Origin of the sequence: Micropruina sonneratiae (assembly GCF_025972045.1) — a bacterium.
Lineage (GTDB): Bacteria > Actinomycetota > Actinomycetes > Propionibacteriales > Propionibacteriaceae > Micropruina > Micropruina sonneratiae.
This window is the reverse complement of sequence record NZ_JAPDHX010000008.1, coordinates 1-23,807: the sequence shown is the minus strand read 5'-3', so window position 1 is coordinate 23,807 and position 23,807 is coordinate 1. Positions and strand designations below refer to the sequence as shown.

General features: G+C 71.3%; 28 protein-coding genes and 1 tRNA gene. 21 read left to right on the top strand and 8 right to left on the bottom strand.

Translation table 11 applies throughout. The annotated features are described in order from the left end of the window. Positions 1-80: 80 nt before the first annotated feature. From OIE40_RS16055 to OIE40_RS16040, 4 genes are read left to right on the top strand one after another with little or no spacing between them, the layout of a single operon-like run. A complete protein-coding gene (locus OIE40_RS16055) occupies positions 81-1,013 on the top strand; it encodes a metal ABC transporter substrate-binding protein (RefSeq protein ID WP_264703923.1) in 933 nt (310 codons plus the stop codon). Then, positions 1,010-1,759: a metal ABC transporter ATP-binding protein gene (locus OIE40_RS16050; protein ID WP_264703921.1), complete on the top strand. Its 750-nt coding sequence runs from the start codon at positions 1,010-1,012 to the stop codon at positions 1,757-1,759. The genes OIE40_RS16055 and OIE40_RS16050 overlap by 4 nt, the downstream gene beginning before the upstream one ends. After that, entirely contained in the window at positions 1,760-2,746 is a 987-nt protein-coding gene (locus tag OIE40_RS16045) for a metal ABC transporter permease (protein WP_264703920.1), read from the top strand. It begins immediately after the preceding gene. Further along, complete coding sequence (locus OIE40_RS16040) at positions 2,733-3,134, top strand: Fur family transcriptional regulator (RefSeq protein ID WP_264703918.1); 402 nt, start codon at positions 2,733-2,735, stop codon at positions 3,132-3,134. Before OIE40_RS16045 ends, OIE40_RS16040 begins: the two co-directional genes overlap by 14 nt. A 47-nt stretch (positions 3,135-3,181) precedes the next feature. Here the strand turns inward: OIE40_RS16040 and OIE40_RS16035 are convergent, their stop codons facing one another. Together OIE40_RS16035 and OIE40_RS16030 are read right to left on the bottom strand one after the other, a co-directional pair. Beyond that, complete coding sequence (locus OIE40_RS16035) at positions 3,182-4,696, bottom strand: FGGY-family carbohydrate kinase (protein ID WP_264703916.1); 1,515 nt, start codon at positions 4,694-4,696, stop codon at positions 3,182-3,184. Positions 4,697-4,700: 4 nt separating this feature from the next. Next, positions 4,701-6,347: a glycerol-3-phosphate dehydrogenase/oxidase gene (locus OIE40_RS16030; RefSeq protein WP_264703913.1), complete on the bottom strand. Its 1,647-nt coding sequence runs from the start codon at positions 6,345-6,347 to the stop codon at positions 4,701-4,703. 376 nt (positions 6,348-6,723) lie between these two features. Here OIE40_RS16030 and OIE40_RS16025 point away from each other — a divergent pair, with 376 nt between their 5' ends. Then, positions 6,724-7,401: a response regulator gene (locus tag OIE40_RS16025; RefSeq protein WP_264703911.1), complete on the top strand. Its 678-nt coding sequence runs from the start codon at positions 6,724-6,726 to the stop codon at positions 7,399-7,401. A gap of 39 nt (positions 7,402-7,440) precedes the next feature. Here OIE40_RS16025 and OIE40_RS16020 read toward each other — a convergent pair whose 3' ends face one another. The 3 genes from OIE40_RS16020 to OIE40_RS16010 are packed head-to-tail and all read right to left on the bottom strand — an operon-like array spanning position 7,441 to position 9,674. Further along, the gene (locus OIE40_RS16020) at positions 7,441-7,596 is read right to left on the bottom strand and encodes a hypothetical protein (protein WP_264703909.1); all 156 of its coding nucleotides are present in this window, start codon (positions 7,594-7,596) and stop codon (positions 7,441-7,443) included. Positions 7,597-7,629: 33 nt separating this feature from the next. Next, positions 7,630-7,905 (bottom strand): metal-sensitive transcriptional regulator, encoded by a 276-nt coding sequence (locus OIE40_RS16015; protein WP_264703907.1) that lies wholly within the window; start codon positions 7,903-7,905, stop codon positions 7,630-7,632. Between the two features lie 53 nt (positions 7,906-7,958). After that, positions 7,959-9,674: an FAD-dependent oxidoreductase gene (locus OIE40_RS16010; protein WP_264703906.1), complete on the bottom strand. Its 1,716-nt coding sequence runs from the start codon at positions 9,672-9,674 to the stop codon at positions 7,959-7,961. A gap of 91 nt (positions 9,675-9,765) precedes the next feature. Between OIE40_RS16010 and OIE40_RS16005 the strand changes: the two genes are divergently transcribed. From OIE40_RS16005 to OIE40_RS15990, 4 genes are read left to right on the top strand one after another with little or no spacing between them, the layout of a single operon-like run. Further along, a complete protein-coding gene (locus OIE40_RS16005; RefSeq protein WP_264703904.1) occupies positions 9,766-10,755 on the top strand; it encodes a CPBP family intramembrane glutamic endopeptidase in 990 nt (329 codons plus the stop codon). 1 nt (position 10,756) lies between these two features. After that, a complete protein-coding gene (locus OIE40_RS16000) occupies positions 10,757-11,593 on the top strand; it encodes an alcohol dehydrogenase catalytic domain-containing protein (protein ID WP_264703902.1) in 837 nt (278 codons plus the stop codon). A 24-nt stretch (positions 11,594-11,617) separates the two neighbouring features. After that, on the top strand, positions 11,618-11,788 hold the full coding sequence (locus OIE40_RS15995) for a hypothetical protein (protein ID WP_264703900.1): 171 nt from the start codon (positions 11,618-11,620) through the stop codon (positions 11,786-11,788). A 38-nt stretch (positions 11,789-11,826) separates the two neighbouring features. Beyond that, positions 11,827-12,501: an HNH endonuclease family protein gene (locus tag OIE40_RS15990; protein WP_264703898.1), complete on the top strand. Its 675-nt coding sequence runs from the start codon at positions 11,827-11,829 to the stop codon at positions 12,499-12,501. A gap of 85 nt (positions 12,502-12,586) precedes the next feature. Here the strand turns inward: OIE40_RS15990 and OIE40_RS15985 are convergent, their stop codons facing one another. Next, positions 12,587-13,228 (bottom strand): NADPH-dependent F420 reductase, encoded by a 642-nt coding sequence (locus OIE40_RS15985; RefSeq protein WP_264703897.1) that lies wholly within the window; start codon positions 13,226-13,228, stop codon positions 12,587-12,589. A 183-nt stretch (positions 13,229-13,411) separates the two neighbouring features. On the opposite strand from OIE40_RS15985, the gene OIE40_RS15980 reads away from it, so the two are divergent. The 3 genes from OIE40_RS15980 to OIE40_RS15970 all read left to right on the top strand — a co-directional run bounded on the left by OIE40_RS15980 (position 13,412) and on the right by OIE40_RS15970 (position 16,776). Beyond that, positions 13,412-15,505 (top strand): heavy metal translocating P-type ATPase, encoded by a 2,094-nt coding sequence (locus OIE40_RS15980; protein ID WP_264703895.1) that lies wholly within the window; start codon positions 13,412-13,414, stop codon positions 15,503-15,505. A gap of 109 nt (positions 15,506-15,614) precedes the next feature. Beyond that, positions 15,615-16,259: an SDR family oxidoreductase gene (locus tag OIE40_RS15975; RefSeq protein WP_264703892.1), complete on the top strand. Its 645-nt coding sequence runs from the start codon at positions 15,615-15,617 to the stop codon at positions 16,257-16,259. A gap of 61 nt (positions 16,260-16,320) precedes the next feature. Beyond that, entirely contained in the window at positions 16,321-16,776 is a 456-nt protein-coding gene (locus OIE40_RS15970) for a GNAT family N-acetyltransferase (protein WP_264703890.1), read from the top strand. Positions 16,777-16,843: 67 nt separating this feature from the next. On the opposite strand, the gene OIE40_RS15965 is transcribed toward OIE40_RS15970, so the two are convergent. Beyond that, the gene (locus OIE40_RS15965) at positions 16,844-17,686 is read right to left on the bottom strand and encodes an alpha/beta fold hydrolase (protein WP_264703888.1); all 843 of its coding nucleotides are present in this window, start codon (positions 17,684-17,686) and stop codon (positions 16,844-16,846) included. A 105-nt stretch (positions 17,687-17,791) separates the two neighbouring features. Here OIE40_RS15965 and OIE40_RS15960 point away from each other — a divergent pair, with 105 nt between their 5' ends. Both OIE40_RS15960 and OIE40_RS15955 read left to right on the top strand, forming a co-directional pair. Continuing rightward, positions 17,792-18,526 carry a hypothetical protein gene (locus tag OIE40_RS15960; protein ID WP_264703886.1) on the top strand — a complete coding sequence of 245 codons (735 nt, stop codon included), beginning with the start codon at positions 17,792-17,794 and terminating at the stop codon, positions 18,524-18,526. 123 nt (positions 18,527-18,649) lie between these two features. Then, complete coding sequence (locus tag OIE40_RS15955; RefSeq protein WP_264703884.1) at positions 18,650-18,838, top strand: hypothetical protein; 189 nt, start codon at positions 18,650-18,652, stop codon at positions 18,836-18,838. Positions 18,839-18,854: 16 nt separating this feature from the next. On the opposite strand, the gene OIE40_RS15950 is transcribed toward OIE40_RS15955, so the two are convergent. Then, a complete protein-coding gene (locus OIE40_RS15950) occupies positions 18,855-19,418 on the bottom strand; it encodes a helix-turn-helix domain-containing protein (RefSeq protein WP_264703882.1) in 564 nt (187 codons plus the stop codon). A 61-nt stretch (positions 19,419-19,479) separates the two neighbouring features. Here OIE40_RS15950 and OIE40_RS15945 point away from each other — a divergent pair, with 61 nt between their 5' ends. The 7 genes from OIE40_RS15945 to OIE40_RS15915 all read left to right on the top strand — a co-directional run. Next, positions 19,480-20,493, top strand: a complete 1,014-nt coding sequence (locus OIE40_RS15945) for an NAD(P)/FAD-dependent oxidoreductase (RefSeq protein ID WP_264703880.1) — start codon at positions 19,480-19,482, stop codon at positions 20,491-20,493. Between the two features lie 18 nt (positions 20,494-20,511). After that, the gene (locus OIE40_RS15940) at positions 20,512-20,637 is read left to right on the top strand and encodes a helix-turn-helix domain-containing protein (RefSeq protein ID WP_264703878.1); all 126 of its coding nucleotides are present in this window, start codon (positions 20,512-20,514) and stop codon (positions 20,635-20,637) included. 127 nt (positions 20,638-20,764) lie between these two features. Then, positions 20,765-22,258, top strand: a complete 1,494-nt coding sequence (locus OIE40_RS15935) for a hemolysin family protein (RefSeq protein WP_264703876.1) — start codon at positions 20,765-20,767, stop codon at positions 22,256-22,258. Then, positions 22,140-22,589, top strand: a complete 450-nt coding sequence (locus tag OIE40_RS15930) for a CNNM domain-containing protein (protein WP_264703973.1) — start codon at positions 22,140-22,142, stop codon at positions 22,587-22,589. Before OIE40_RS15935 ends, OIE40_RS15930 begins: the two co-directional genes overlap by 119 nt. Further along, a complete protein-coding gene (locus tag OIE40_RS15925) occupies positions 22,586-23,167 on the top strand; it encodes a CNNM metal transporter family protein (RefSeq protein ID WP_264703874.1) in 582 nt (193 codons plus the stop codon). The genes OIE40_RS15930 and OIE40_RS15925 overlap by 4 nt, the downstream gene beginning before the upstream one ends. A gap of 86 nt (positions 23,168-23,253) precedes the next feature. After that, a tRNA-Ala gene (locus OIE40_RS15920) sits at positions 23,254-23,326 on the top strand. Between the two features lie 184 nt (positions 23,327-23,510). Next, positions 23,511-23,807, top strand: a 297-nt coding sequence (locus OIE40_RS15915; RefSeq protein WP_264703873.1) for a transposase, incomplete at its 3' end; no start/stop codon positions are given.

The window sequence follows — 23,807 nt, the reverse complement described above, 5'->3', positions numbered from 1 at the left end:
CCGGACGGGCCGCCGATCACATGCTGGTCGGCGGCCCGTCCGTTTTGACTTCACCTACGGACGCGATGAGAATGATTGTCATGAAGATTTGGAGATCCCTGCTGGCCGCGACGGCGTCACTCGGGCTGGTGCTCGTCGCGGGCTGCTCGGCCAGCACGACGACCTCGGCGCCGGCGACCGGGCAGCTGACCGTCACCGCGTCGTTCTACCCGTTCGAGTTCATCGCCGAGCGCGTCGGCGGCGACCAGGTCAGCGTCACCAACCTGACGCAGCCGGGCGCGGAACCGCACGACCTCGAGCTCACCCCCAAGCAGGTCGCCTCGCTCGGCGCATCCGACCTGCTGATCTACCAGAAGGGGTTCCAGCCGGCCGTCGATTCCGCCGTCGAGACCGTTTCGCCGAAGCGGGCCGTCGACACCGCGTCCTTCCTCACCCTGGAGACGAGCGAGGAGGAGCACGCCGACGAGGACGGCGACGACCACGACCACGGCGCACTCGACCCGCACACCTGGCTCGACCCGACCAACATGGTGACGATCACCGAGCACGTCCGGGACGCCCTCATCGAGGTACGGTCCGCGGCCAGCGCCACCTTCACCGCCAACGCCGCGACCCTGATCGATGATCTGAAGGCGCTGGACGGCGAGTACAGCAGCGGCCTGAAGTCGTGTGAGCGCACGGTGTTCATCACCTCGCACGAGGCGTTCGGCTACCTGGCCCAGCGCTACGGACTCGAGCAGGTCGGCATCCGGGGCATCGAACCCGACACCGAGCCCACCGGCGCCCGGATCGCCGAGGTCCAGCAGCTGGCCAAGGCGGAGGGGGTCACCACCATCTTCTTCGAGACCCTGGTCTCCCCCGCGGTCTCGGAGTCGATCGCGGGCGACCTGGGCCTGAAGACCGACGTGCTCGATCCGCTGGAGGGTTTGACCGACTCCTCCAAGGGGAGCGACTACCTTGAGGTCATGCGTTCCAACCTGACCGCGCTGAAGACGGCCAACGGCTGCGCATGACCGACTCCACCGCCGCCATCACCGCCGAGAACGTCGACGTGGTGCTGTCCGGCGTGCCCATCGTGCGTCGTGCGACCTTCGAGGTGGACGCCGGGCAGGCGGTGGCGGTGACCGGGAACAACGGCTCGGGCAAGACGACGCTGATGCGCGCCCTGCTCGGGCTGGTCCCGCACCGGGGCACGATCAGGCTGTTCGGCACCGACGTCGAGCGGTTCCACGACTGGCGGCGGATCGGCTACGTGCCGCAGCGCAGTTCGATCCTGGTGCAGCAGGCCACCGCTCGCGAGGTGGTGGCGTCCGGACGACTCGGGCTGCGGCGTCCGTTCTGGCCGGCGAGCACGGCCGACCGCCGGGCCGTGGGCGACGCGCTGGCCGAGGTCGGCCTGGCCCACCGGGCGGGCTCGCCGTTCGTGCGACTCTCCGGGGGCCAGCAGCAACGGGTGCTGATCGCTCGGGCGCTGGCCGGGGCGGCCGACCTGATGGTGTGGGACGAGCCTCTGGCCGGCGTCGACCAGGCCACCCAGGGCGTCCTGGCCGGAGTGCTGTCGCGGCTGCGCGACGCCGGCCGCACCGTGGTGATGGTGCTGCACGAGCCCGGTCCGTTCGAACCGTTGATCGATCGGGCGATCACGCTGGCCGACGGCCGGGTGGTCGCGGACGGGCCGTTCGTGGCGTCCGCCGGAGGGCACGAGGTGCACGAGTGGCCGCACGCCCGCGCGCACGGGACCGGGCTGGAGGTGGTCTGAATGGAGTGGCTCGGGCTGGAGTTCATGCAGCGGGCGCTGCTCGCGGCGCTGATCACCGGGCTGACCGCACCCGCGATCGGCACCTACCTCGTGCAGCGTCGGCTCAGCCTGCTCGGTGACGGGCTCGGCCACCTGGCCGTCGCCGGGGTCGGGCTCGCCTTCCTGACCGGGACGGCACCGCTGCCGCTGGCGGTGCTGGTCTGCGTGCTCGGCGCGGTGGGCATCGAGCTGCTCCGCGAGGTGGGCCGGACCAGCGGCGACGTGGGCCTGGCGATCCTGTTCTACGGCGGCCTGTCGGGCGGCCTGCTGCTGGCCAGCCTCGCGGGCCAGGGCACCGGTACGCTGTCGGCGTACCTGTTCGGTTCGCTGCTCACCATCAACGCCACCGAGCTGTGGATCATCGCCGGCCTGGCAGCGGTGGTGCTGCTGGTGTGCCTTGGCCTGCTGCCGCAACTGTTCGCGGTCAGCGCCGACGAGCCGTTCGCCCGCACCATCGGCCTGCCGGTGCGGGTCTACAACGTCCTGGTGGTGGCCCTGGCGGCCGTCACGGTGACGGTGTCGATGCGCACGGTGGGATTGCTGCTGGTCAGCGCCCTGATGGTGGTGCCGGTGGCGACCGCGAACCACCTCGTCATCGGCTTCCGGCGCTCGATGCTGACCGCGATGGCGCTGGGCGTGGTGGCCGCAGTCAGCGGGACGATCGGCTCCTACGAGTTCGACACAGCGCCCGGCGCGCTGATCGTGGTGATCGCCATCGGGCTGTTCGCGCTGAGCTGGCCTGTCTCGCTGCTGCTGGCCCGTCGGGCGGCGCCCGCGATCGAGCTGGTCGACGACCAGCCACCGCTGCAGCACGAGGTCACCGAGGACCATCCGCACGTCCATGCCGAGGGGTGCGGACACCTGGCCGTCACCCACGGTGGTCACGTCGACTACATTCACGACGGCCACCGGCACGCCGTTCACGGAGGACACTATGACGAGCACTGAACCCGTCCAGCGCCGCACCAGGCAGCGCGCCGAGATCAGGGACGCGGTCGAAGCCAGCCAGGCGTTCGCCACCAGCCAGGAGATCCACGACAGGCTGCGGCACTCGGGCTCGACGGTCGGCCTGGCGACCGTGTACCGGGCTCTGCAGGCGATGGCCGCCGGCGGCGAGGTGGACACCATCCGGACCCCGGACGGTCAGGTCGCCTACCGCACCTGCACGCCGGGGCATCACCACCACCTGGTCTGCCGCGGGTGCGGCAAGACCGTCGAGATCGACCTGCCCGGCCTGGAGAGCCAGACCAGGGCGATCGCCCGTGAGTACGGCTTCGCCGAGATCGACCACGAGGTCGAGTTCTTCGGCACCTGCGCCGACTGCACCGCGGGCTGATCCGGCACCGCCGCCAGGTCGTCCTCCCCCAGCCCCCGACGACGGGGTCAGCCGATCGCCTGCGCCTTCCACCAGCCGAGCTGCTGCTCCTGCAGCGACCGGTACGCCTGGTAGCGCTCCTCCTGCTTGGCGACACCGTCGGCCTGCGGGGCCACCGTGCGGGTCGCACTGCCCATCGCCTCGGCCGCCGCGGCCAGGTCGGGGTAGGCACCGGCACCCACGGCCGCGACCATCGCGGTGCCCAGCGCCCCGCCCTCGCTGACGTCGGCGATGGTGATCTCGCGGTTGATCGTGTCCGCGAACAGTTGCGGCCAGATCGACGAGCGCGTCACCCCGCCCACCACCAGCACCTGGTCAACGTCGAACCCGGCCAGCAGCCCGTCGACGTGCTGGCGGTGGTTGAAGGCGATGCCGTCGTAGATGCCGCGCAGCAGGTCGCCGCGCTCGTGCCAGGCCCGGATGCCGGCGAAGCCGGCCGAGGCGTCCTGACCGAGCGGATTGCCGTACAGGTAGGGGAAGAACGTCACCGCTCCCCCGTCGTCCTTCACCTGCCCGACCTCGCGGTCGATGAACGCATAGGGGTCGTCGCCGGCTCGGCGGGCGGCGTCCACCTCGGCCCGGCACAGCGTGTTGACGAACCATTCCAGGTTGGACGAGCTGGCCGGCGACACCGACATGTTCAACCACCGGCCCCGTGAGACGAACGAGCGGGCCAGCCACTCGGTGCTCACGTTGACGATGTCGCTGATCACCTCGTTGATGCTCCATGTGCCGGCCAGCACCACCAGCTGCCCGGGCCGGACGCCGCCCGAACCGATCGCCCCGGCGTCCACGTCGTGCATGCCGACAACGAACGGGACGCCCTCGGGGAAGCCGCTGTGCTGGTGGGCCAGGTAGGTGATCGGCCCGGCCACGTCGGCGGGTTCCTGGATCTCGGGCAGCAGGTGCGCGTACCCGCCCAGCCCGTACAGCTCCAGCGCCTCGGGGTCGTAGGCCTGGGTGTGCACATTGGTGAACGCGGTGCTGGCCTCGGTGAGGTCGGTGCCGATGGTGTCGGTGAACCGGGCCCGCAGGAAGTCCTTGGCGAAGCAGAACCACCGCGCCCGGGCGACCGTCTCGGGCTCGTGGTCGACCAGCCAGCGCAGCACCGCGCCCGACGACGCCGGGAACACGCCCTGGCCGGTGACCCGCAGCAGGTCGTCGCCGACCTCGCGGTTGAGCTGCTCGGAGGTGCCGATCGCCCGCGAGTCCAGGGACAGGATGCCGGGCCGGACCGGGTCGAGGTCCTCGTCCAGCAGCCAGCCGCCGTCACCGTGCGCGCTGGCACCGACCGCGATCACCGTGTGGCCGGACTCGGCCAGCTTGGTGGTGAGTTCGCGGCACATGCTGCCGATCGCGTCCCAGAACTGGTGGCCGTCGCGCTCGACCCAACGGGGTTTGGGCAGCTGCTGCGGGGTGGGGGCGGTGGCGATCGCCACCTGATCGCCGGACAGGTCGAAGGCGACCGCCTTCAGGCCGGTGAGTCCGACATCGATGCCGACGACGACGTCGTTGTCGCTCATGGGATCAGTTCCTTCCGGGGGGCTGGAAACGGGTGATGTAGGAATGGTGCCGTTCGATCTCGGACGCCGTGCGCGCCTCGTCCCAGCCGAGCAGCTCGGCGCACACCGCGGCGACGGCGTCCAGGCTGCCCAGGCCGAGGTCGTCCTCGACGCCGGTCATCACGCGCCGGGCGACCACGTCGGAGAGCCGGTGCGCGTTCTCGTTGGTGACCGCCCAGACCACCTCGCCGCGGGTCAGCCCGAACGCCTCGTCGAGCACCTGCGAGTTGGCCTGCGAGGAGGTGATCAGTGCGGCCAGGGGCACCGCGCGGGTGCCGTACTGGTCGACGAGCCGCCGGGCCAGCCGTTCGTCGATGCCGACGTGCACCACCTCGGCGCGCAGAGCGGCCAGGTCGGGCTGGCCGCCACCGGGCAGCGGCAGCTTGCGGGTCACCGACTTGCGGCGGCGTCCGAACCGCTTGCTGAGCAGGTCGCCGACCTCTTCGCCGACCTGCCGGAAGGTGGTGAGCTTGCCGCCGATCAGGGTGAACAGTCCGTCGCGGCCCTCGGCGGCGTGGCTGCGGAGCTCGTGCCGCCGGGTGATGTCGCCGGTCGCGCCATCGGCCTTGTAGGGCAGCGGACGGACGCCGGTGTAGGCGTACTTGACGTCGGCCATGGTGAGGCCGGCGCCCGGCAACACCTTGTTGGTCTCGTCGATGATGTAGTCGTACTCGTCCTGGCCGGCGCTGACGGTGTCGAGGTCGCCCTCGAAACGGATGTCGGTGCTGCCTAGCAGGTAGCGGCCCTTCCACGGGATCACCAGCAGCGGGCGGCTGTCGGTGACCGCCTCGTAGTAGAACGCCTCCGCGGGCGCGCCGGGGAACGGGTCGACGACCAGGTGCGTGCCCTTCGTGCCGCCGTTCATCCGCGGCAGGTCGACGTTGTCGAACACCTGGTCGATCCAGGGGCCGGCGGCGTTGATCACCACCGACGTCGGCACCGTGTGGTCGCCGCCGTCGAGCTCGTCGTGGATCGTGATCGAAGTGACCCGGTCACCGGTCATGCCCAGCTCGGTCGCGCGCGCGTGGGTGAGGATGACGGCGCCGGCGGCCTCGGCGGCCAGCGCGATCTCGACCGAGATGCGTTCGGGGTACACAGCCTGGCCGTCGGAGAACACCGCGGCGCCCTCGAGGCCCGCCGGGTCGAGCCCGGGCGCCCGGCGCAGTGCGGCGTCCCGGCCGTGCAGCTGGAAGTGCTGCAGCGACTTGTCGAAGCTGAGCACGTCGTAGGCGAGCATGCCGACCCGCAGCATATTCTTCGAGTGCGTGTTGCGGCCGTAGAACGGAATGATGAACCGCAGTTCGCGCACCAGATGCGGCGCGGCGCGCAGCAGCCATTCGCGCTCGTGCAGCGACTCGCGGACCAACGGCACGTCGTACTGTTCGAGGTACTTCAGGCCGCCGTGGATCATCTTCGACGACCACGACGACGTACCCGACCCGATGTCGCCCTTCTCGACGACCAGCACCCGCAGTCCGCGCAGGGCGGCGTCCCAGGCCATGCCGAGTCCGTTGACGCCGGCGCCCACGATCACGGCGTCGAAGCCGGCCCTGGTGGCCTCGAGGGCGCGGCGGCGTCCGTCGGACAGACTGGTCGAGGATCGCTGGGTCATCGGAAGGCTCCACTCATCGTTGAATCGCAGGCCCCAGCCAGGGGCAACTTCTCTATACAGAGCCTAACAAGTAGAGACGAGTCGGCGCAGCCCCTCGTTCAGCTCGCGCGACGCCCCGGCACCAAACCCTGGCGCTCGCCTGACCAGGTGCCGCTCGCCCAGCTGAGCGAGCGGCACACGGTCAGCCGAGCGGAAAGGGGTCAGACCACCTGGTAGAGGCAGCGGACCAGGGCGTCCACATCGCCCGCGGGTTGACCCAGGCGATGGGTGGACGGGTGTTCGCCGAACCCACCCCTGGCGGCGGCCTGACCGTGGTGATCGCCCTGCCGACCGCAGCCGGCCAGGAGGTCACCGCCGAGGGCGAGGAGTTCGCGCGATGAGCCGCATCCTGGTCGTGGACGACGACGCCGTGCTGCTGCGCACGCTGCGGATCAACCTGCGGGCCCGTGGCCACGAGGTGCTGCTGGCCGAGTCCGGACCCCAGGCGTTGGCCGCGTTCCTGGCCGACGACCCGGAACTGGTCGTCCCCGACCTCGGCCTGCCCGATCTGGACGGGGTCGAGGTGCTGCGCCGGCTCAGGCAACGATCCACCGTGCCGGTGATCGTGCTGTCGGCCCGGCAGCAGGCCGACGACAAGGTGGAGGCCTTGGACGAGGGGGCCGACGACTACGTCAGCAAGCCGTTCAACGTGGACGAGCTGATGGCCCGGGTGCGGGCGGCGTTGCGCCGGGCGAGCACCGAGGCCGAGGCGCCGGCGACCCTGCGCAGCGGCGGCCTGGTGCTCGACTTCGCCGCGCACCGTGCCGAACGCGACGGCGTCGGCGTCCACCTGACCCCCACCGAGTGGCGGCTGCTGGCCGAGCTGGCCGCGCACGAGGGCCGGGTGGTGTCGCACGAGGACCTGCTCCGGGCCGTGTGGGGGCCCGGCTACAGCCGCGAGCACCACTACCTGCGGGTGTTCGCCAACCAGATCCGGCGCACGATCGAACCCGACCCGGCGGCTCCCCGGCACCTGATCAACGAACCCGGCCTCGGCTACCGGCTGCAGCCCTGACGGTTACCGGTGGACGGACAGCCCCGCGCCGACAGGGGGTCAGCGGCCGAGCAGGCGGCCCAGCAGCGACCCGCGCGAGGCCTCGTGCCCGCACCACTGCGCGGCCGGGACGCTGCGCTTGACGCTGTCGACGTGCTGGCCGCAGCCGGCCCAGGTGGTCTTGCCGCACTGTTTGCAGGTGACCGCGTAACACATGATGAAGCTCCTTGTCGTTGGTGGTTCCGGTGGTCAGGCGAGGGTGAGGAAGAGCTTCTCCAGCTCTTCGGTGGTGATGTCGTCGGTGCGTTCGGCGGCGTCCGGGTCGGCGATGCAGTCCTTCATCGCCGTGGCGATGATGGTGAAGCCGGCCCGGTCCAGGGCGCTGGACACGGCGGCCAGTTGGGTGACGACGTCACGGCACCGACCACCGCCCTCGACGGCGGCGATCACCGCGTCGAGCTGGCCGCGGGCTCGACGCAACCGGTTCAGGATGCGCCGCTGGGCATCGACCTTGTGCTCGGGCATGGTTCCTCCTTCAGTGGGTGCCGGCCGGCGAATCCGAGCCGGTGCGAGCGTGATCACGCATGGACGAACTCCCCGGTGCGGACGAGCAGGTCGTCGCACCGATCGCCGAGGACGGCGCGCAGGGTCAGCATGCCGCCCGACAGCGAGGCCGAGTCGAAGCCGGACTGGGCCAGCACCCGGTGGGCGATCGCCGAGCGGACCCCGGAGGCGCACAGCACCCGGACGGGCCGGCCGGCCGCGGCATCGCGAACCTCGGCGAGCCGCTGCCGCAGTTCGGTGTGCGGCACGTTCAAGGAGTCGGGCAGGTGCCCCGAGTCGTACTCTGCGACGCTGCGGACGTCCAGCACCAGCGCGTCGGCGCGCACGGCGTCCAGTTGCTCGCCGTACCAGAGCCGCAGCGTGCCATTGAGCACGTTCTCACCCACCATGCCGGCCAGGTTGACCGCATCCTTGGCCTGTCCGTACGGCGGCGCGTAGGCGAGGTCGAGGTCGATCAGGTCGGCCACCGACAGGCCGGCCCTGATCGCGGTGGCGAGCACATCGATCCGCTTGTCGACGCCGTCGGTGCCGACCGCCTGGGCGCCGAGCAGGCGTCCGTCGTCACCGACGTGCACGACCAGGTGCACCTGGGTCGCCCCGGGGAAGTAGCCGGCGTGCTGGTTGGGGTGCAGGTGCAGGGTGTGGTGCGTGATCGCGGCCGCCTCCAGCCCGGCACGGTTGGCCCCGGTGAGGGCCGCGGTCAGCCCTCCGGCCCGGACGATGGCGGTGCCGACCGGCGCCGGGATCGACCTGGCCGAGCCCGGTCGCACGATGTCGTCCGCGACCTGCCGGCCGGCCCGGTTCGCCGGTCCGGCCAGGGCGACCGGACGCACCGCGCCGGTCACGGCATCGCCGGTGGCGACCGCGTCGCCGACCGCCCACACCGCCGGCAGCGACGTCCGGCCGTGCGGATCGACCAGGATGGCGCCGTCGCGGCAGGCGACGCCGGCGGCCTCGAAGACCTCGGTGTCCGGCCGGACGCCGGCCGACAGCACGACCAGGTCCGCCTCGACCGCGCCGCCGTCGGCCAGCCGGACCAGGTCTGAATCCTCGCCGTGCACGACCTGACTGGCCGCGACCCCGGTGCGCACGACGATGCCGAGCCTGGTCAGCTCCGCACTCACCAGTCGGGCGAGCTCCGGCTCCAACGGCGGCAGCACGTGCGGGGCGAGTTCGATCAGCGTGACCTGCAGCCCGCGCATCGCCAGCGCCTCGGCGGCCTCGAGCCCGATGAAGCCCGCCCCCAGGACGACCGCCCGCGTGGCGCCGGCGTCCACCCGGGCGCGCAGGCTGACGGCGTCGCCAACGGTGCGCAGGGTGCGCACCCGCGGTGAATCCAGGCCGGCGATCGGCGGCCGGACGGCACGTGCCCCAGGGGAGAGGACCAGCGCGTCGTAGCCGATCACCTCGGTGTCCCCACCGCGGACGGCGACCGTGACGGTGCGCGCGGCGGCGTCCAGGCCGACCACCTCGTGCCCGGGCCGGACGTCGAGGTCGAGGGCGGCGCGCAGCGACTCGGGGGTCTGCACCAGCAGTCGCCCGGCGTCGGCGATCTCACCACCGACGTGATAGGGCAGGCCGCAGTTCGCGAACGACACGTGCTCGCCCCGCTCGAGCACGACGATGTCGGCGGTCTCGTCGAGCCGGCGGGCCCGGGCGGCGCAGCTCATGCCACCCGCCACCCCTCCGACGATGACGATCCTGCGTGAGCCCTGCCGTGAAGAAGTCATGACTGCACTATACCCCCGGGGGTATCTGACGGCAACTCGTTTGCTCCGTCCCGAACGGTGCGGCAGGCTCGCAACCGACGGATGGAGAACAATGAGCGACAACCGCAGCACGGGCGTCCACTGGCGGCTGGTGGGGCTGTTCTACGCGATCGCCTTCGGGGGTGCCGTTGTGGTCGCCGCCCTGATCTGGGCCCTCGGCCGGGTGGCGGGCGACGCCTCCCCCGCCCTCACCGCGGCCCTGACCGCGCTGGCCTACATGCCGCTGCCGCTGGTGGCGGGCCTGATCACCGAGCGGGTCGCGGGCCGGCGGTACCTGATCGGCGTCGAATGGCGTGCGTTGAAGGGACGGTTCTGGCGGGCCTACCTGCGAAGTGCCGCGGTGACCACGCTGCTCACCCTGGCGGTGCTGCTGGTGGGATTGATCGTCGGCTGGCTGGCAGGCCTGGTGGCACTGCCGGGGGCCGGCCGGCTGGTGCGCGAGGACGCCGAACTGCACGCCCGGATGATCGAACTGGCACCGGCCCTGGCCGGCACCCCACTGCCGTCGATCGCCGTCCTGGCAGGCGCCGGGGTCGTGCAGGGCATCCTCGCCGGCGTGACCATCAACGGGCTGTTCGCCTTCGGCGAGGAGTACGGCTGGCGAGGGGTGCTCACCGACCTGCTCGCCCCGCTCGGGCGGGTGCGGGCGACCCTGCTGATCGGTGTGCTGTGGGGCTTGTGGCACGCGCCGATCATCATGCTGGGGCACAACTACGGCACCGCCTGGGCCGGGGGCATCCTCGTCATGGTGCTGTGGACGACGCCGCTGGCGTTCCTGCTCGACTGGAGCCGGCGTCGGGCCGGGACGGTGCTCGCGCCGGCCATGGCGCACGGCGCCTACAACGGCGCGATCGGCCTGTTCAGCTACCTGATCATCGGCGCGAACGTGCTGGTCGGGCTGCCGGTCGGAGTGCTGGCCGGGGTGGCCCTGGCCGTGCTGGCGGCGGTGGTGTGGTCGGTGTGGCCGCGGCCGGCGTCCGGGGGTGTACTGCCGGTGTCACCGGCCGCGGGCGACGACGAACCCGCCTACGCGGAGGTCTAGGGTGCGGGCGCAGCGTTACGAGGCGGTCGGCGCCCCGGTCCGACTGGTGGAGGTGGCGGCGCCGGCCTGTCCCGACGACGGCGTGGTGATCGCGGTCCGGGCCACCGGCGTGTGCCGGTCGGACTGGCACGCGTGGCGCGGTCACGACCCGGTGCCGCTGCCGCAGATTCCCGGGCACGAGTTCGCCGGGGTGATCGCCGCGGTGGGTCCGCGGGTGCGCGGGTTCGCGGTCGGCGATCGGGTGACGGTGCCGTTCGTGCTGGGCTGCGGAGCCTGCGACTGGTGCACCTCCGGCCGGGCGCAGGTGTGCCCCGACCAGCGGCAGCCCGGCTTCACCGACCCCGGCTCGTTCGCCGAGCAGGTGGCCGTCCCGCGCGCCGACTTCAACCTGGTGCGGCTGCCGGACGCCGTCGACTTCGTCACCGCCGCCTCGCTCGGCTGCCGCTACGCCACCGCCTTCCACGCGCTGACCGCCCAGGCCGCGCTGCGGGCCGGTGAATGGGTGGCGGTCTTCGGCTGCGGCGGCCTTGGGCTCTCGACCGTGCAGATCGCGGTGGCGCTGGGCGCACGGGTGCTGGCCGTCGACACCGCCCCGGCGGCGCTGTCGCGGGCCGCGTCCCTGGGTGCCGAGGTGACGCTGGCGACGTCCGATCCGACGGCGGTCGTCGAGGCGACCGGGGGCGGCGCCCACGTCGGGGTCGACGCGCTCGGCTCGGCCGCCACGGCGTCCGCCTCGGTGCGTAGCCTGCGGCGACGGGGCCGGCACCTGCAGGTCGGGCTGATGGTCGGCGCGGCGGCCGACGCGGCCCTGCCCTGGGGGCTGGTGGTCGGCCCCTAGCTGCGGGTGATCGGGTCGCACGGCATGCCCGCCCGTGAGTACCCGGCGATGGTGCGGCTGATCGCCGAGGGACGCCTGGCACCACAGCAGCTCGTCGGTGAGGTGATCGACCTCGCCGACGCCGGCGCCGCCCTGATGGCGATGGACGGGCCACCCGCCCACCCGGGCCTCACGGTGGCCACGGTCGCCGGTTGAGTGCCGAAACCGTCGCTCCCGGGCCCTAGCGTGGGCCCATGGCGACGCGGACGCGGGTGAAGCGGCTGCTATCGGTGCTCGCCGTCGCCCTCGCCCTGGTCGTCGCGCTGACGGTGTGGCCGCGGGTGGCCACCCCGCCGGCCGAGGTGATCGTGGTCGACACCGAACCGGCGTTCGTGCCCGGCTACGAGCGCGGCTGCAGCCCCGGCCAGGGGTGCGTGTTCGGCCCGGCATGGAGCGACGACGTCACCGTGCGGCTCGGCCACAACGGCTGCGACACCCGTAACGACCTGCTCAACGAGACCCTCACCAACCGCACCCACCGGGCGAACACCCGGGGCTGCGTGGTGTTGTCGGGCGACTTCCTCGACCCCTACACCGGGCAACGCATCCACTTCGAGAAGTCGCAGGCCCGCCTGGTGCAGATCGACCACGTGTTCCCGCTCGCGGTCGCCTGGCAGCGCGGCGCGTCGACCTGGACCCTCGACGAGCGGCGCGACTTCGCCAACGACCCGGACAACCTGGTCGTCACCACAGCGCCGGCCAACCAGTCCAAGGGTGGCCGGACCCCGGCGTCCTGGCTGCCCGAGGCCGAGGCGGGCCGCTGCCTGCTGACCACTCGGTTCCTGGACGTCGCCCGCAGCTACCGGCTCACGATCACCCGCGCCGAGTGGGCGGTCGTCGACGCAGTCCAGGCCGGGTGCCCGGGCTGAACCGGCCGAGCATCCAAAGACGGTGCGAGTCTGGACATGGAGTTCAATGCTCAGACTCACACCGTCTTCGACGGGCCCCGGCCGATCAGATGGTGCGGGGCGCCTTCGCCAGGTTCTCGCGCAGTTCCTGGGCGTTCTGCCGCACCACATAGGCGGGACGGTCGCGTTCGACCCGCCACGACTCGCTGAGCGGACCGATGTCGACGGTGTCGAAGCCGAGCTGGTCGTACAGCCGGGCCACGAACTCGGTCGCCTCCGGGTGGTCGCTGGCGGTGGCCAGCGCCCGCCGTTGCGGATCACCGGCCGGGAACCCGTCGGTGGTGATGTCCTTGGCCATGATGTGGTTGAACGCCTTCACCACCTTCGAGGTCGGCAGGTGCTCCTGCAGCAATTCGCTGGTGGTGGTCTCGCCGTTGTCGAGGGCCTCGATGTGGCCGTCGCGCTCCCAGTAGTAGTTGTTGGTGTCGAGCACGATCTTGCCCGCCAGCGGCTCGACCGGAATCTCCCGGTACGCCTTCAGCGGCACCGTGACCACCGCGATGTCGGCCGCCTGGCCAGCCTCGGACGCCGTGGCGGCCCGCGCGTTCGGGCCCAGCTCCGCGATCAGCTCGGCCAGGGTCTCCGGAGTTCGCGAGTTCGCGATGACGACGTCGTAGCCGAGGCCCGCCGCGGCCCGGGCGACCTGCGAGCCGATGTTGCCCGCACCGATGATGCCAATTGTTGTCATGCCGTCACCAACAGCGCAGCCGCCCCGCTATTCCCCTCCCCGGCGATCGGCGCCCACCCCGCACTTGTGCATATACCCCCCAGGGGTATAGTCGGAGGGGTGCAGAACCTAAAACCCGGCACGAATCGCCCCCAGTCCCACCATGGCGGCCACGAGAGCGCCGAGGCCCACGAGCACGGTGCCATGAGTCAGCTGGACCACGGCGGCAACATGGACCACAGCGCCATTGGCCACTTGGATCACGGTGACGCGGGGCACATGGGCCACGGCGACATGGGCGCCACGGACCACGGCCACATGGGCCACGGCGGTCACGGCGACCACGTCACCCAGTTCCGCCGGTTGTTCTGGATCATGCTGGCGCTCGCCGTCCCGGTGGTGATCTTCGACGCCATGTTCGCCCACCTGTTGGGTTACCACCTGCCCGGGGCCGGGTGGGTGCGCTGGGTCTCCCCCGTGCTGGGCACGATCGTCTACTTCTGGGGAGGCCGGCCGTTCCTGACCGGCGCGCGCGACGAGGTGGCGTCCCGCAAGCCCGGCATGATGCTGCTGATCGCGCTGGCGATCACCGTCGCGTTCCTCGCCTCGTGGGGTTCCACGCTCGGGCTGCTGGATCAACAGCTCAGTTTCTGGTGGGAGCTGGCGCTGCTGGTGGTCATCATGCTGCTGGGTCACTGGATCGAGATGCGCTCGCTGGCCCGGACCACCTCGGCGCTCGATTCGCTGGCGGCCCTGCTGCCCGACGAGGCCGAGAAGGTGCAGGGCGATGAGGTGGTGACCGTCTCGCCCACCGACCTGGCCGTGGGCGACGTCGTGGTGGTGCGCCCCGGGTCGTCGGTGCCCGCCGACGGCAGGATCGTCGACGGTGGCGCGGCGATGGACGAGTCGATGGTCACCGGCGAATCCCGCACCGTGCGCCGCGAGAAGGGCGAGGAGGTGGTGGCCGGGACCATCGCCACCGATTCGGGGTTGCGGGTCGAGGTGACCGCCATCGGTGACGACACCACCCTGGCCGGCATCCGCAAGCTGGTCGCCGACGCGCAGAACTCGACGTCACGGGCCCAGCGGCTGGCCGACACTGCGGCCGGCTGGCTGTTCTGGTTCGCGCTCGGGTCCGCCGTGATCACCGCGGTGGTGTGGACCCTGCTGGGCTCGCCGGACAACGCCGTGGTGCGGGCCATCACCGTGCTCGTCATCGCCTGCCCGCACGCCCTGGGGCTGGCGATCCCGCTGGTGGTGGCCATCGCCGGCGAACGCGCGGCCCGCGCCGGCGTCCTGATCAAGGACCGGTTGGCGCTGGAGTCGATGCGCACCGTCGACGCGGTGCTGTTCGACAAGACCGGCACGCTGACCCGGGGTGAGCCCACCGTGACGGCCGTCGAACCCGCCCAGGGCGCCGACGCCGAGCGGCTGCTGGCGCTGGCGGCGGCCGCCGAATCGGACAGCGAGCACCCGCTGGCAAGGGCGATCGTCGCGGCTGCCACCGGGCGGAAGCTCGACGTGCCGGCGGCGTCCGACTTCTCGTCGTCGCCGGCGGTCGGGGTGCGCGCCCGGGTCGGGGACGCCACCGTCGAGGTCGGCGGGCCCAACCTGCTCGAGCAGTACGACCTGGCCGAGTTGCCGGTCGCACAGCAGTGGCGCGACGAGGGCGCGATCATCCTGCACGTGGTGGCCGACGGCGCCGTGATCGGGGCGCTGCGGCTCACCGACGACGTCCGACCCGAGTCGAAGGCGACGGTCGAGGCGCTGCATCGCGCCGGCGTCGCCGTCGTGATGATCACCGGCGACGCCCGGGCGGTCGCCGACACGGTCGCCGGCGAGCTCGGCATCGACCGGGTGTTCGCAGGCGTGAGGCCCCAGGACAAGGCGGCGAAGGTCGCCGAGTTGCAGCACGAGGGGCGCCGGGTCGCCATGGTCGGTGACGGCGTCAACGACGCCCCGGCGTTGGCGCAGGCCGATGTCGGCATCGCGATCGGTGCGGGCACCGACGTGGCGATCGGGTCTGCCGGGGTGATCCTTGCCTCCGACGATCCCCGCTCGGTGCTGTCGGTGATCGAGCTCTCGAAGGCGACCTACCGGAAGATGACCCAGAACCTGTGGTGGGCGGCGGGCTACAACCTGCTGTCGGTGCCCCTGGCCGCCGGCGTGCTGGCGCCGATCGGGTTCGTCCTGCCGATGAGCGTGGGCGCGCTGCTGATGTCCGCCTCGACCGTGGTGGTGGCCCTGAATGCGCAGCTGCTTCGCCGGCTCGACCTGAACCCGGACCGTCTGGTTTGACCGCCCGAGGGTTGATCCACATCGGGCACCGAAGTCGGTGCCCGATGTGGATCAACCTCCACCGGCCGTCTCGGGCTAGGGTCGGAACCAACCGACAGGAGAGGTACCCATGGCACGCGTTGTGATCATCGGGGGCCACGGCAAGGTCGCGCTGCGGCTCGCCCCGCTACTCGCCGGGCGCGGTGACGAAGTCACCAGCGTCATCCGCAACCCCGCGCACATCGACGAGGTGCGGGCCGCCGGGGCCCAGCCGGTGGTCGCCGACGTCGAGCACCTCGACCTCGCGGCGCTCACCGAGGTGCTGCGCGGCCAGGACGCCGTGGTGTGGTCGGCGGGTGCCGGCGGCGGCAACCCGGCGCGCACCTTCGCCGTCGACCGCGACGCCGCCATCCGTTCGATGCTGGCGGCCGAGGAGGCCGGTGTCCCCCGCTACGTGATGGTGTCATATCTGGGCGCCGGTCCCGGCCACGGCGTCCCGCCGGACAACTCGTTCTTCGCCTACGCCGAGGCAAAAGCCGAGGCCGACCAGGAGTTGCGGGGCCGCGCCCTGGAATGGACGATCCTGGGGCCTGGTCCGCTCACCCTGGACGAGCCGACCGGCCTGATCGAGGTCGCCGACCCCGGCGAGGGGCGGGTGTCCCGCGGTGACGTGGCGGCCGTCATCGCGGCCGTCCTGGCCGACGACTCGACCATCGCCCGCACCATCAGGTTCGGCAACGGCCAGGTGCCGATCGCCGAGGCCATCCACCACTGAACCCACTGAACCCACTGAGCCGGCGCCGGGGGGCGATCAGAGGTTGCTAGGGTGTGCGGTGATGGCCGCCCCCTTCGTTCCGGACGGGTTCGAGCCACCCACGGCGCTGGTCACCACTGACTTCCGGCTGGAGCCGCTCGGACCGCACCACAACGACGCAGACCTGGCTGCGTGGTCGTCCAGCATCGACCACATCCGCGCCACCAAGGGCTACCCGGACGGTAGCTGGCCGCCCCCCGAGGGCATGACACCCGAGCGGAACCTGGCCGACCTGATCCGGCACGCCGCCGACTTCACCGCCCGGCGGGGCTTCACGTTCACCGTGCTCGACCCCTCCGACGGCGACGTGATCGGCTGCGTGTACATCTACCCGACCAGGCAGCCCGACCACGACGTCGAGGTGCAGTCGTGGGTTCGGGCCAGCCACGCCGGCCTCGACACCCCCCTTGCGGACGCCGTCGCCGCCTGGCTGCGTGCCGACTGGCCCTGGCACAGCCCCTACCGCTACGGCCGTTGAACCACCGGCAGGATGTGGACCGGACACGGCCCCCACACTCCTCCGACGTCGACCACAGCCCTGCGGGTCAGCCCTTCACGAACGCCAGCAGTGCCTCGTTGACCTCGTCGGCGTGGGTCCACAGCAGGCCGTGCGGGGCGCCGTCGACCTCCACGTACGTCGCTTCGGGCAGGGCCTCGTGGAACGGACGCCCCGTCGAATCGATCGGCAGGATGTTGTCGGCCGTGCCGTGCAGGATCAGCGCCGGCTTGCCGGACGCGCGAACCGCGGCGACGTCGTCACGGAAGTCCTCGATCCAGGTCGGGACGACCGCGTAGGCCGCGACCGGCGCCGAGGTCACCGCGGTGTTCCAGTTGGCGGTCACCACCTCCTGGCTGATCCGGCTGCCGAGGTTCTCGTCGAGGTTGTAGAAGTTCGTGTAGAACTGCGTGAACCAGGCGAACCGGTCCTGCCTGGCCGTGGCGGCGATGTCGTCGAACACCTGCTGCGGCACTCCGGTCGGGTTGTCGTCGGCCTGCACCAGGTAGGGCTCGAGCGAGGCCAGGAAGGCCAGCTTGGCGACCCGGTCGTGGCCGTGCCGGCTGACGTAGCGGGCCAGCTCACCGGTTCCCATCGAGAAGCCGACCAGGATCACGTCGGACAGGTCGAGGGCGGTCAGCACGGCGTCCAGGTCGTCGGCGAACGTGTCGTAGTCGTAGCCGCTGTGCACCTTGGTCGAGTCGCCGAAGCCGCGGCGGTCGTAGGTGATGACCCGGTACCCGGCCTCGATCAGGACGCGCTCCTGCCGCTCCCAACTGGCACCGTTGAGCGGGTAGCCGTGGATCAGCACGACCGGCTGGCCGGCGCCGTGGTCGGTGTAGGCGAGTTCCACCGAGACGCTGTTCTCGGTGCCGACGGTGATGGTGCTCATCGTGTGCGTACTCCTTCGCCGAGAACCCTCGTTCTCGCTCCCTCCGACTCTAGGCATCGACGCGCGTCGTCGCTGCCGTCGTGGGGGTGGTTTAGCCTGCTGGGCATGGCTCGGACGGCTCGGCCAGTGGTCGGTCTCGACATCGACGGCGTGTGCCGCCCGGCGGTGCCGCGCTGGCTGGTCGGCGATCCGCCGCTGCACGAGGCGCCGCCGATGCCCGCCCACATCGGCCCGGGTTCGCGGGTTGCCCGCTGGTTCGACCGGGACGGGTGGCGTGCCGATTTCACCCGGCTGCACGGCGCCGACGCCCTCGCCGAGCTGGACGCCGCGACCTCGGTGACGCTGACGGTGAACCGGGCCCAGTGGCCGGCGAACCCGTTCCACGCGTCCTGGCCGATGGTGTTCGGCGGGCCCGACGGCGTCCCCGACACGGCGGACTTCGAGGTGTTGCTGCTGCCGTGGATCGGCGACTGGGTGAACGGGCTGCTGGCCCGCGGCGTCCAGGTGGTGTGGTCCACCACGTGGGCCGAGGCCGCCAACACCTGGCTCTCACCGGCGCTCGGCATCCCGCGGTTGGAGTGGGGCCAGGAGGGCACCGACGACCGGGCGTCCGACCAGACGATCGAGTGGAAGGTCCGAGGGTTGAAGGAGCACTACCGGCGGCGTCCGATCGCGGTCATCGACGACCAGCCGTGGCACCTCACGGGTGCGGACGCCCTCGACCTGCGATTCGCGGGGCGGAAGATCCCGTCCCTGACCGTCCGGGTGGACGAGTTGCGCGGGCTGACCCACGCCCAGGCGTCCGAGGTCGACGACTGGCTGGCCGGCCTGGGGTGGTGACGTCGCGGCGGCGCACCCTGCCTTCGTTAGTCTCGCCCCCATGTCGACCCTCGATCAGGGCCCCCAGCATCCCTATGTCGCCCAGTTCGCCCGGGACGGACGCCCCGAGCTGACGTTCTCCACGTGAGGTCCGTGGCCGTCGCCGTCTTCGGAGCGGTGCTGGGCGGCGTCATCCTGTGGGCGAACGCCGGCCGGTTCGCCGACGCGCTGGACGGTCGGCCGTCCGGCTCGGTGTTCGCGCTGCTCTTCGCCGCCGCCCTCGTGCTGTTCCTGTTGCTGGCCGCCTGCCAGAAGATCGCGCTGACGATGTGACCGATCCTGACGTCGCTCAGGCGCCCCGCTGGTGATCGCGGCGCGCGTCTGTGTCGAAGATGCCGAGCAGTTCGGCCGGACCCTCCTCGGCGCCGACCGCGTGCGGCAGCATGGTCGGAAACTCAGCGGCCTGGTTGGGTTCGAGTCGGTAGCGCCGCTGCCCGAGCAGCAGGGTGACGGTACCGGACAGCACCACCAACCATTCACGTCCCGGGTGGGCGTGCATCCGGTCGGGGTTGGCCGGCGGCGGCGCGGTGAGTCGCTGCCGCACCACGAACAGGTTGGGCTGCGAGCGCAGCGTCCACCGCAGCAGGCCGTGTGCGCTGTCGATGGTCGGCATGTTGACCACGTCGTCGACATGGCTTTCGACCAGCTGGTCGACGGTGGTGTCCAGGGCGCGGGCGAGCGCCACCAGCTGGTCGAGGGCGAGCCGGCGTCCGCCGTTCTCGATCCGCGACAGCGTCGACTGGCTCAGCTTCGCCCGGTCGGCGAGTTGGTCCAGCGATAGCCCTCGGGACAGCCGCAGCCCACGCAGGCGCTTGCGCACCAGGCTTTCCAGATCGCCCTCGTCTTGCTTCATACGCAAGAGGGTATGCGCTCTAGGCAACCATCGCCTAGCGTCGGCGCGGAAGGGAGCACCGATGAACAACGACGAACAGGCGTCTGCCGACACCACCGACGTCCTGCCCGAAACCGCCGACGTGGTGGTGATCGGAGGGGGCGCCGCCGGCCTGAACGGGGCGCTGATGCTGGCCCGGTCGCGCCGCCGCGTGGTCGTGATCGACAGCGGGACGCCGCGCAACGCCCCCGCCGCCGGCGTGCACGGGCTGCTGGCACTGGACGGCACCGCCCCGGCAGCGCTGTATCGAACGGGCCGCGCCGAGGTGCGCAGCTACGGCGGTGGCCTGGTGGACGGCGTGGTGCGGTCGGCGCAGGCGGTCGAGCCGGGCGATGGTGGCGACCCGCGCTTCGCGGTCGAGCTGGAGGACGGCCGGAGCGTCGTCGCCCGGCGGCTGCTGATCGCCACCGGCGTCACCGACCTGCTGCCGGACGTCCCCGGGCTGGCCCGGCATTGGGGCGGTGCTGTGGTGCACTGTCCGTACTGCCACGGCTGGGAGGTGCGCGACCAGCCGATCGGCGTCCTGGCGACGAGTCCGATGGCGGTGCACCAGGCGTTGCTGTTCCGGCAGCTGACCGATGACCTGGTCTTCTTCGCCGGCGGCCTCGAGCTGGACGAGGCCACCCGCAAGCGCTTCGCTGCGCTGGCCATCGAGGTGGTCGACACCCCGGTGGCCGAAGTCGTGACCGGCGCCGGTGGTGGCCTCGCCGGCGTCCGGCTGGTCGACGGCAGCCACGTGGCGCGCACGGCGCTGGCGGTGGCCAGCAGGCTCGAGCCGCGGCTGGAAGGGCTGGCCGCGCTGGGCCTGCCGGTGGCCGACCTTCCGGCCGGAATGGGCCGGCACGTGCCGTCGCAACTGGCGGGCACCACCACGGTTCCCGGCGTCCGGGTGGCCGGGAATGTCACCGATCCGACGGCGCAGGTGGGGGCGTCCGCCGCCACCGGGGCACTGGCCGGCGCCCACCTGAACGCCGAACTGGTGATGGCGGACGCCGACGCGGCGGTGGCGGCATCGTCTCCCCTGCCGTCCGGGTGACGCCGGTAGCATCAGGGGATGCGGATCGTCGCCGCCGAGGACAGCTACCTGATTCGTGAGGGGCTGCGCTCGCTGATCGCCACGCAACCGGATCTGGAAGTGGTGGGCACCGCACTGGCCCGCACCGTCCCCTTCACTCGATGAGGCTTCTCCGGGTGGTTGGAGGCCCATGAACGGCTGGCTACGCTGACGTGGTGGAATCCTCATCAGGGCACAGTCCGCGGCTCACCCTGCGGCGGACGCCGGCTCGTGACGGCGTGCAGGGTGAGCGATGAGCTCGGAAGTGTGGGGCATCCTGGCCGGCATCGTGCTGACCATCGGCACGGGCCTGTTCGTGGCCTCCGAGTTCGCCCTGGTCAATCTCGACCGGGCCGATCTGGAGCAGCGCCGGGCGCGCGGTGAGAAGCGCCTGACCACCACCATCAACGCCCTCAATATCACGTCGACGCATCTCTCCAGCGCCCAGTTGGGCATCACCCTCACCACGCTGCTGGCCGGGTACACCTTCGAACCCGCGATCAGTTCGCTGCTGCGCGGCCCGCTGCTCGGCATGGGCCTGCCCGAGACGTTGGTTCCCACGGTGGGCGCCGTCACCGCCATCGCGCTGGCCACCCTGTTCTCGATGATCCTGGGCGAGCTGGTGCCGAAGAACTTCGCGCTGGCCGTACCGCTGGCCACCGCGAAGCTGGTGGTGCCGTTCCAGGCGGCCTTCACGTTCGTCTTCAAGCCTGCGGTGGCGCTGCTCAACGGCACCGCCAACCGGCTGATCCGGGCGATGGGCATCGAGCCGAAGGAGGAACTGTACGGCGCCCGCAGCGCCGAGGAGCTGAGCTTCCTGGTCCGGCGCTCGGCGACCGAGGGCTCGCTGGACAGTGACGACGCCGCCATGCTGCACCGCACCCTGTTGTTCGCCGGCCACAGCGCCGACGAGGTGATGACGCCGCGCGTGCGGGCGGTCACGTTGCCGTCGACGGCGTCCGCTGACGACGTGGTCGCCACCGCGGCGGCCACCGGCCATTCGCGCTTCCCGATTCTCGGCGACGACATCGACCACATCGCCGGCGTGGTGCACGTGAAGGCGGCCTATGGCGTCCCGGTCGGACGCCGCGGCGACGTCGCGGTGACCGAGTTGATGGTGCCTCCGGTGCTGGTGCCCGAGAGCGCCGGGGTCGATTCGCTGCTCGGCACCCTGCGCGGCCGCGGGTACCAGATCGCGATCGTGGTCGACGAGCACGGCGGCACCGCCGGGGTGGTCACGCTGGAGGATCTGGTCGAGGAGCTGCTCGGCGAGGTGCACGACGAGCACGACCTGCGCCGGCACGAGATCGTCAGGCACGCTGACTCGATCCTGATCAGTGGCGGCATCCGTCCCGACGAGCTCTGGGAACGGTCGGGCGTCCGGGTCCCCGAGGGGGAGCACTACGACACGGCGGCGGGCTTCGTCCTCGACGAGTTGGAGCACATCCCCACGGCCGGCGAGGAGGTCCGGCTGGAGCGCGGCACGCTGCGCGTCGAGCGGCTGGCCGGGCCGCGGATCACCCGGTTGCGCTACCTGCCCGACGATCCCGAGACCGACCCGGCCTTCGGGGCGCCAGGGAGCGGATCATGGACGAGTTCGAGCGGGAGGCGGACGCATGAACGAGTACCTGCCTGGCCTGATCTGGCTGGTCGTCCTGCTGGGTGTCAACGCGTTCTTCGTCGGGGCCGAGTTCGCCGTCATCTCGGCGCGCCGCTCACAGATCGAGCCCAAGGCGGCGGCCGGTAGCGGGGCCGCGAAGACGACGCTGTGGGCGATGGAACACGCCACGTTGATGCTCGCCACCAGCCAGCTGGGCATCACCGTGTGTTCCCTGGTCATCCTCAACGTGTCCGAGCCGGCCATCCATCACCTGCTGGAGCACCCGTTGGCGTTGACCGGGCTCACTCCCGAGCTGGTCGCGGGGACGGCGTTCGTGGTCGCGCTGGTCCTGGTGACTTTCCTGCACGTCGTGTTCGGCGAGATGGTGCCGAAGAACATCGCCTTCTCCATCCCCGACCGGGCCGCACTCGTGTTGGTGCCTCCGCTGGTGTTCGTGGCCAGGGTGGTGGGCCGGTGATCCGGACGCTGAACTGGATCTCCAACAGCGTCCTGCACCTGTTCCGGGTCGAGCCCAAGGACGAGGCGGCCAGCGCCTACACCATCGATCAGGTGGCCACGATCGTCGAGCAGTCCGAACGTGAGGGCACCCTCGTCGACGCCAGCGGCACGCTGTCGGCGGTGTTCGAGTTCACCGAGAAGTCCGTGTCCGACGTGGAGGTGCCGCTGGACGCCCTGATCACGGTGTCCGCCGATGTCACCCCGCGGCAGCTGCAGGAGTCGGTGGCCGTGCACGGCTTCTCCCGCTACCCGATGCGGGCCGCGGACGGCGCGCTCACCGGCTACCTGCACCTGAAGGACGTGCTCGACCTCACCGAGCCCGCAGAGCTCGACCAGCCGGTGCCCGACAACCGCATCCGCGCGTTGCCCGCTGTCGCCCGGACCGCCGAGCTCGAGGACGCCCTGCCCGAGGTCAGGACCGGCGGTGCGCACATCGCGCGGGTGACCGGCCCGGACGGCGCCACCACCGGCGTGCTGTTCCTCGAGGACGTCGTGGAGGAGTTGATCGGCGAGGTGCACGACGCCACCGCCGGCTGAGACGCCTGCAGGCGGACGCCGGAGTCGGCGCCGATGTGAAGACTCCGCGCGGTTTTGCTACAGTCGACTCTGCTCACAGAGCACCTGGGGCTATGGCGCAGTTGGTAGCGCGTCTCGTTCGCAATGAGAAGGTCAGGGGTTCGAATCCCCTTAGCTCCACCCACACGGCTAGCTCTCTGACAAGAGACTTGTGGCCGATTCTCGCTCTTCCCCTTGTTCGAAGCGTGAGAGTCCCGGGGAGTGGTGGAGTTTCGGGGATCGGCGTGGCCTGAGCTGAGAGGCGGGCCATCGGCGTGATTCTTCGGTGTGTACGGCCAAGCACGCATCGAAGGAGATCTCACCGATGGCCCTGTCTGATTCTGCCGTGTCCGAGTTGTTGGACGCATTCCGTGCCGGTGACGGCGTTGACCTAGTGCGCGAGTCGGTCCGGCTCGTGCTCCAAGAGCTGATCGAGGCCGAAGCCACGGCCGTGATCGGCGCCGCCCGCTACGAACGCACGCCGGACCGGGTGACCGAACGAAACGGTGTCCGACCGCGGGAGCTGATGACCAAGGCAGGCACCGTCGAGCTGGCGGTCCCCAAGCTCCGCCAGGGCTCGTTCTTCCCGTCGGTGCTTGAGCCGCGGAGGCGGATCGACCAA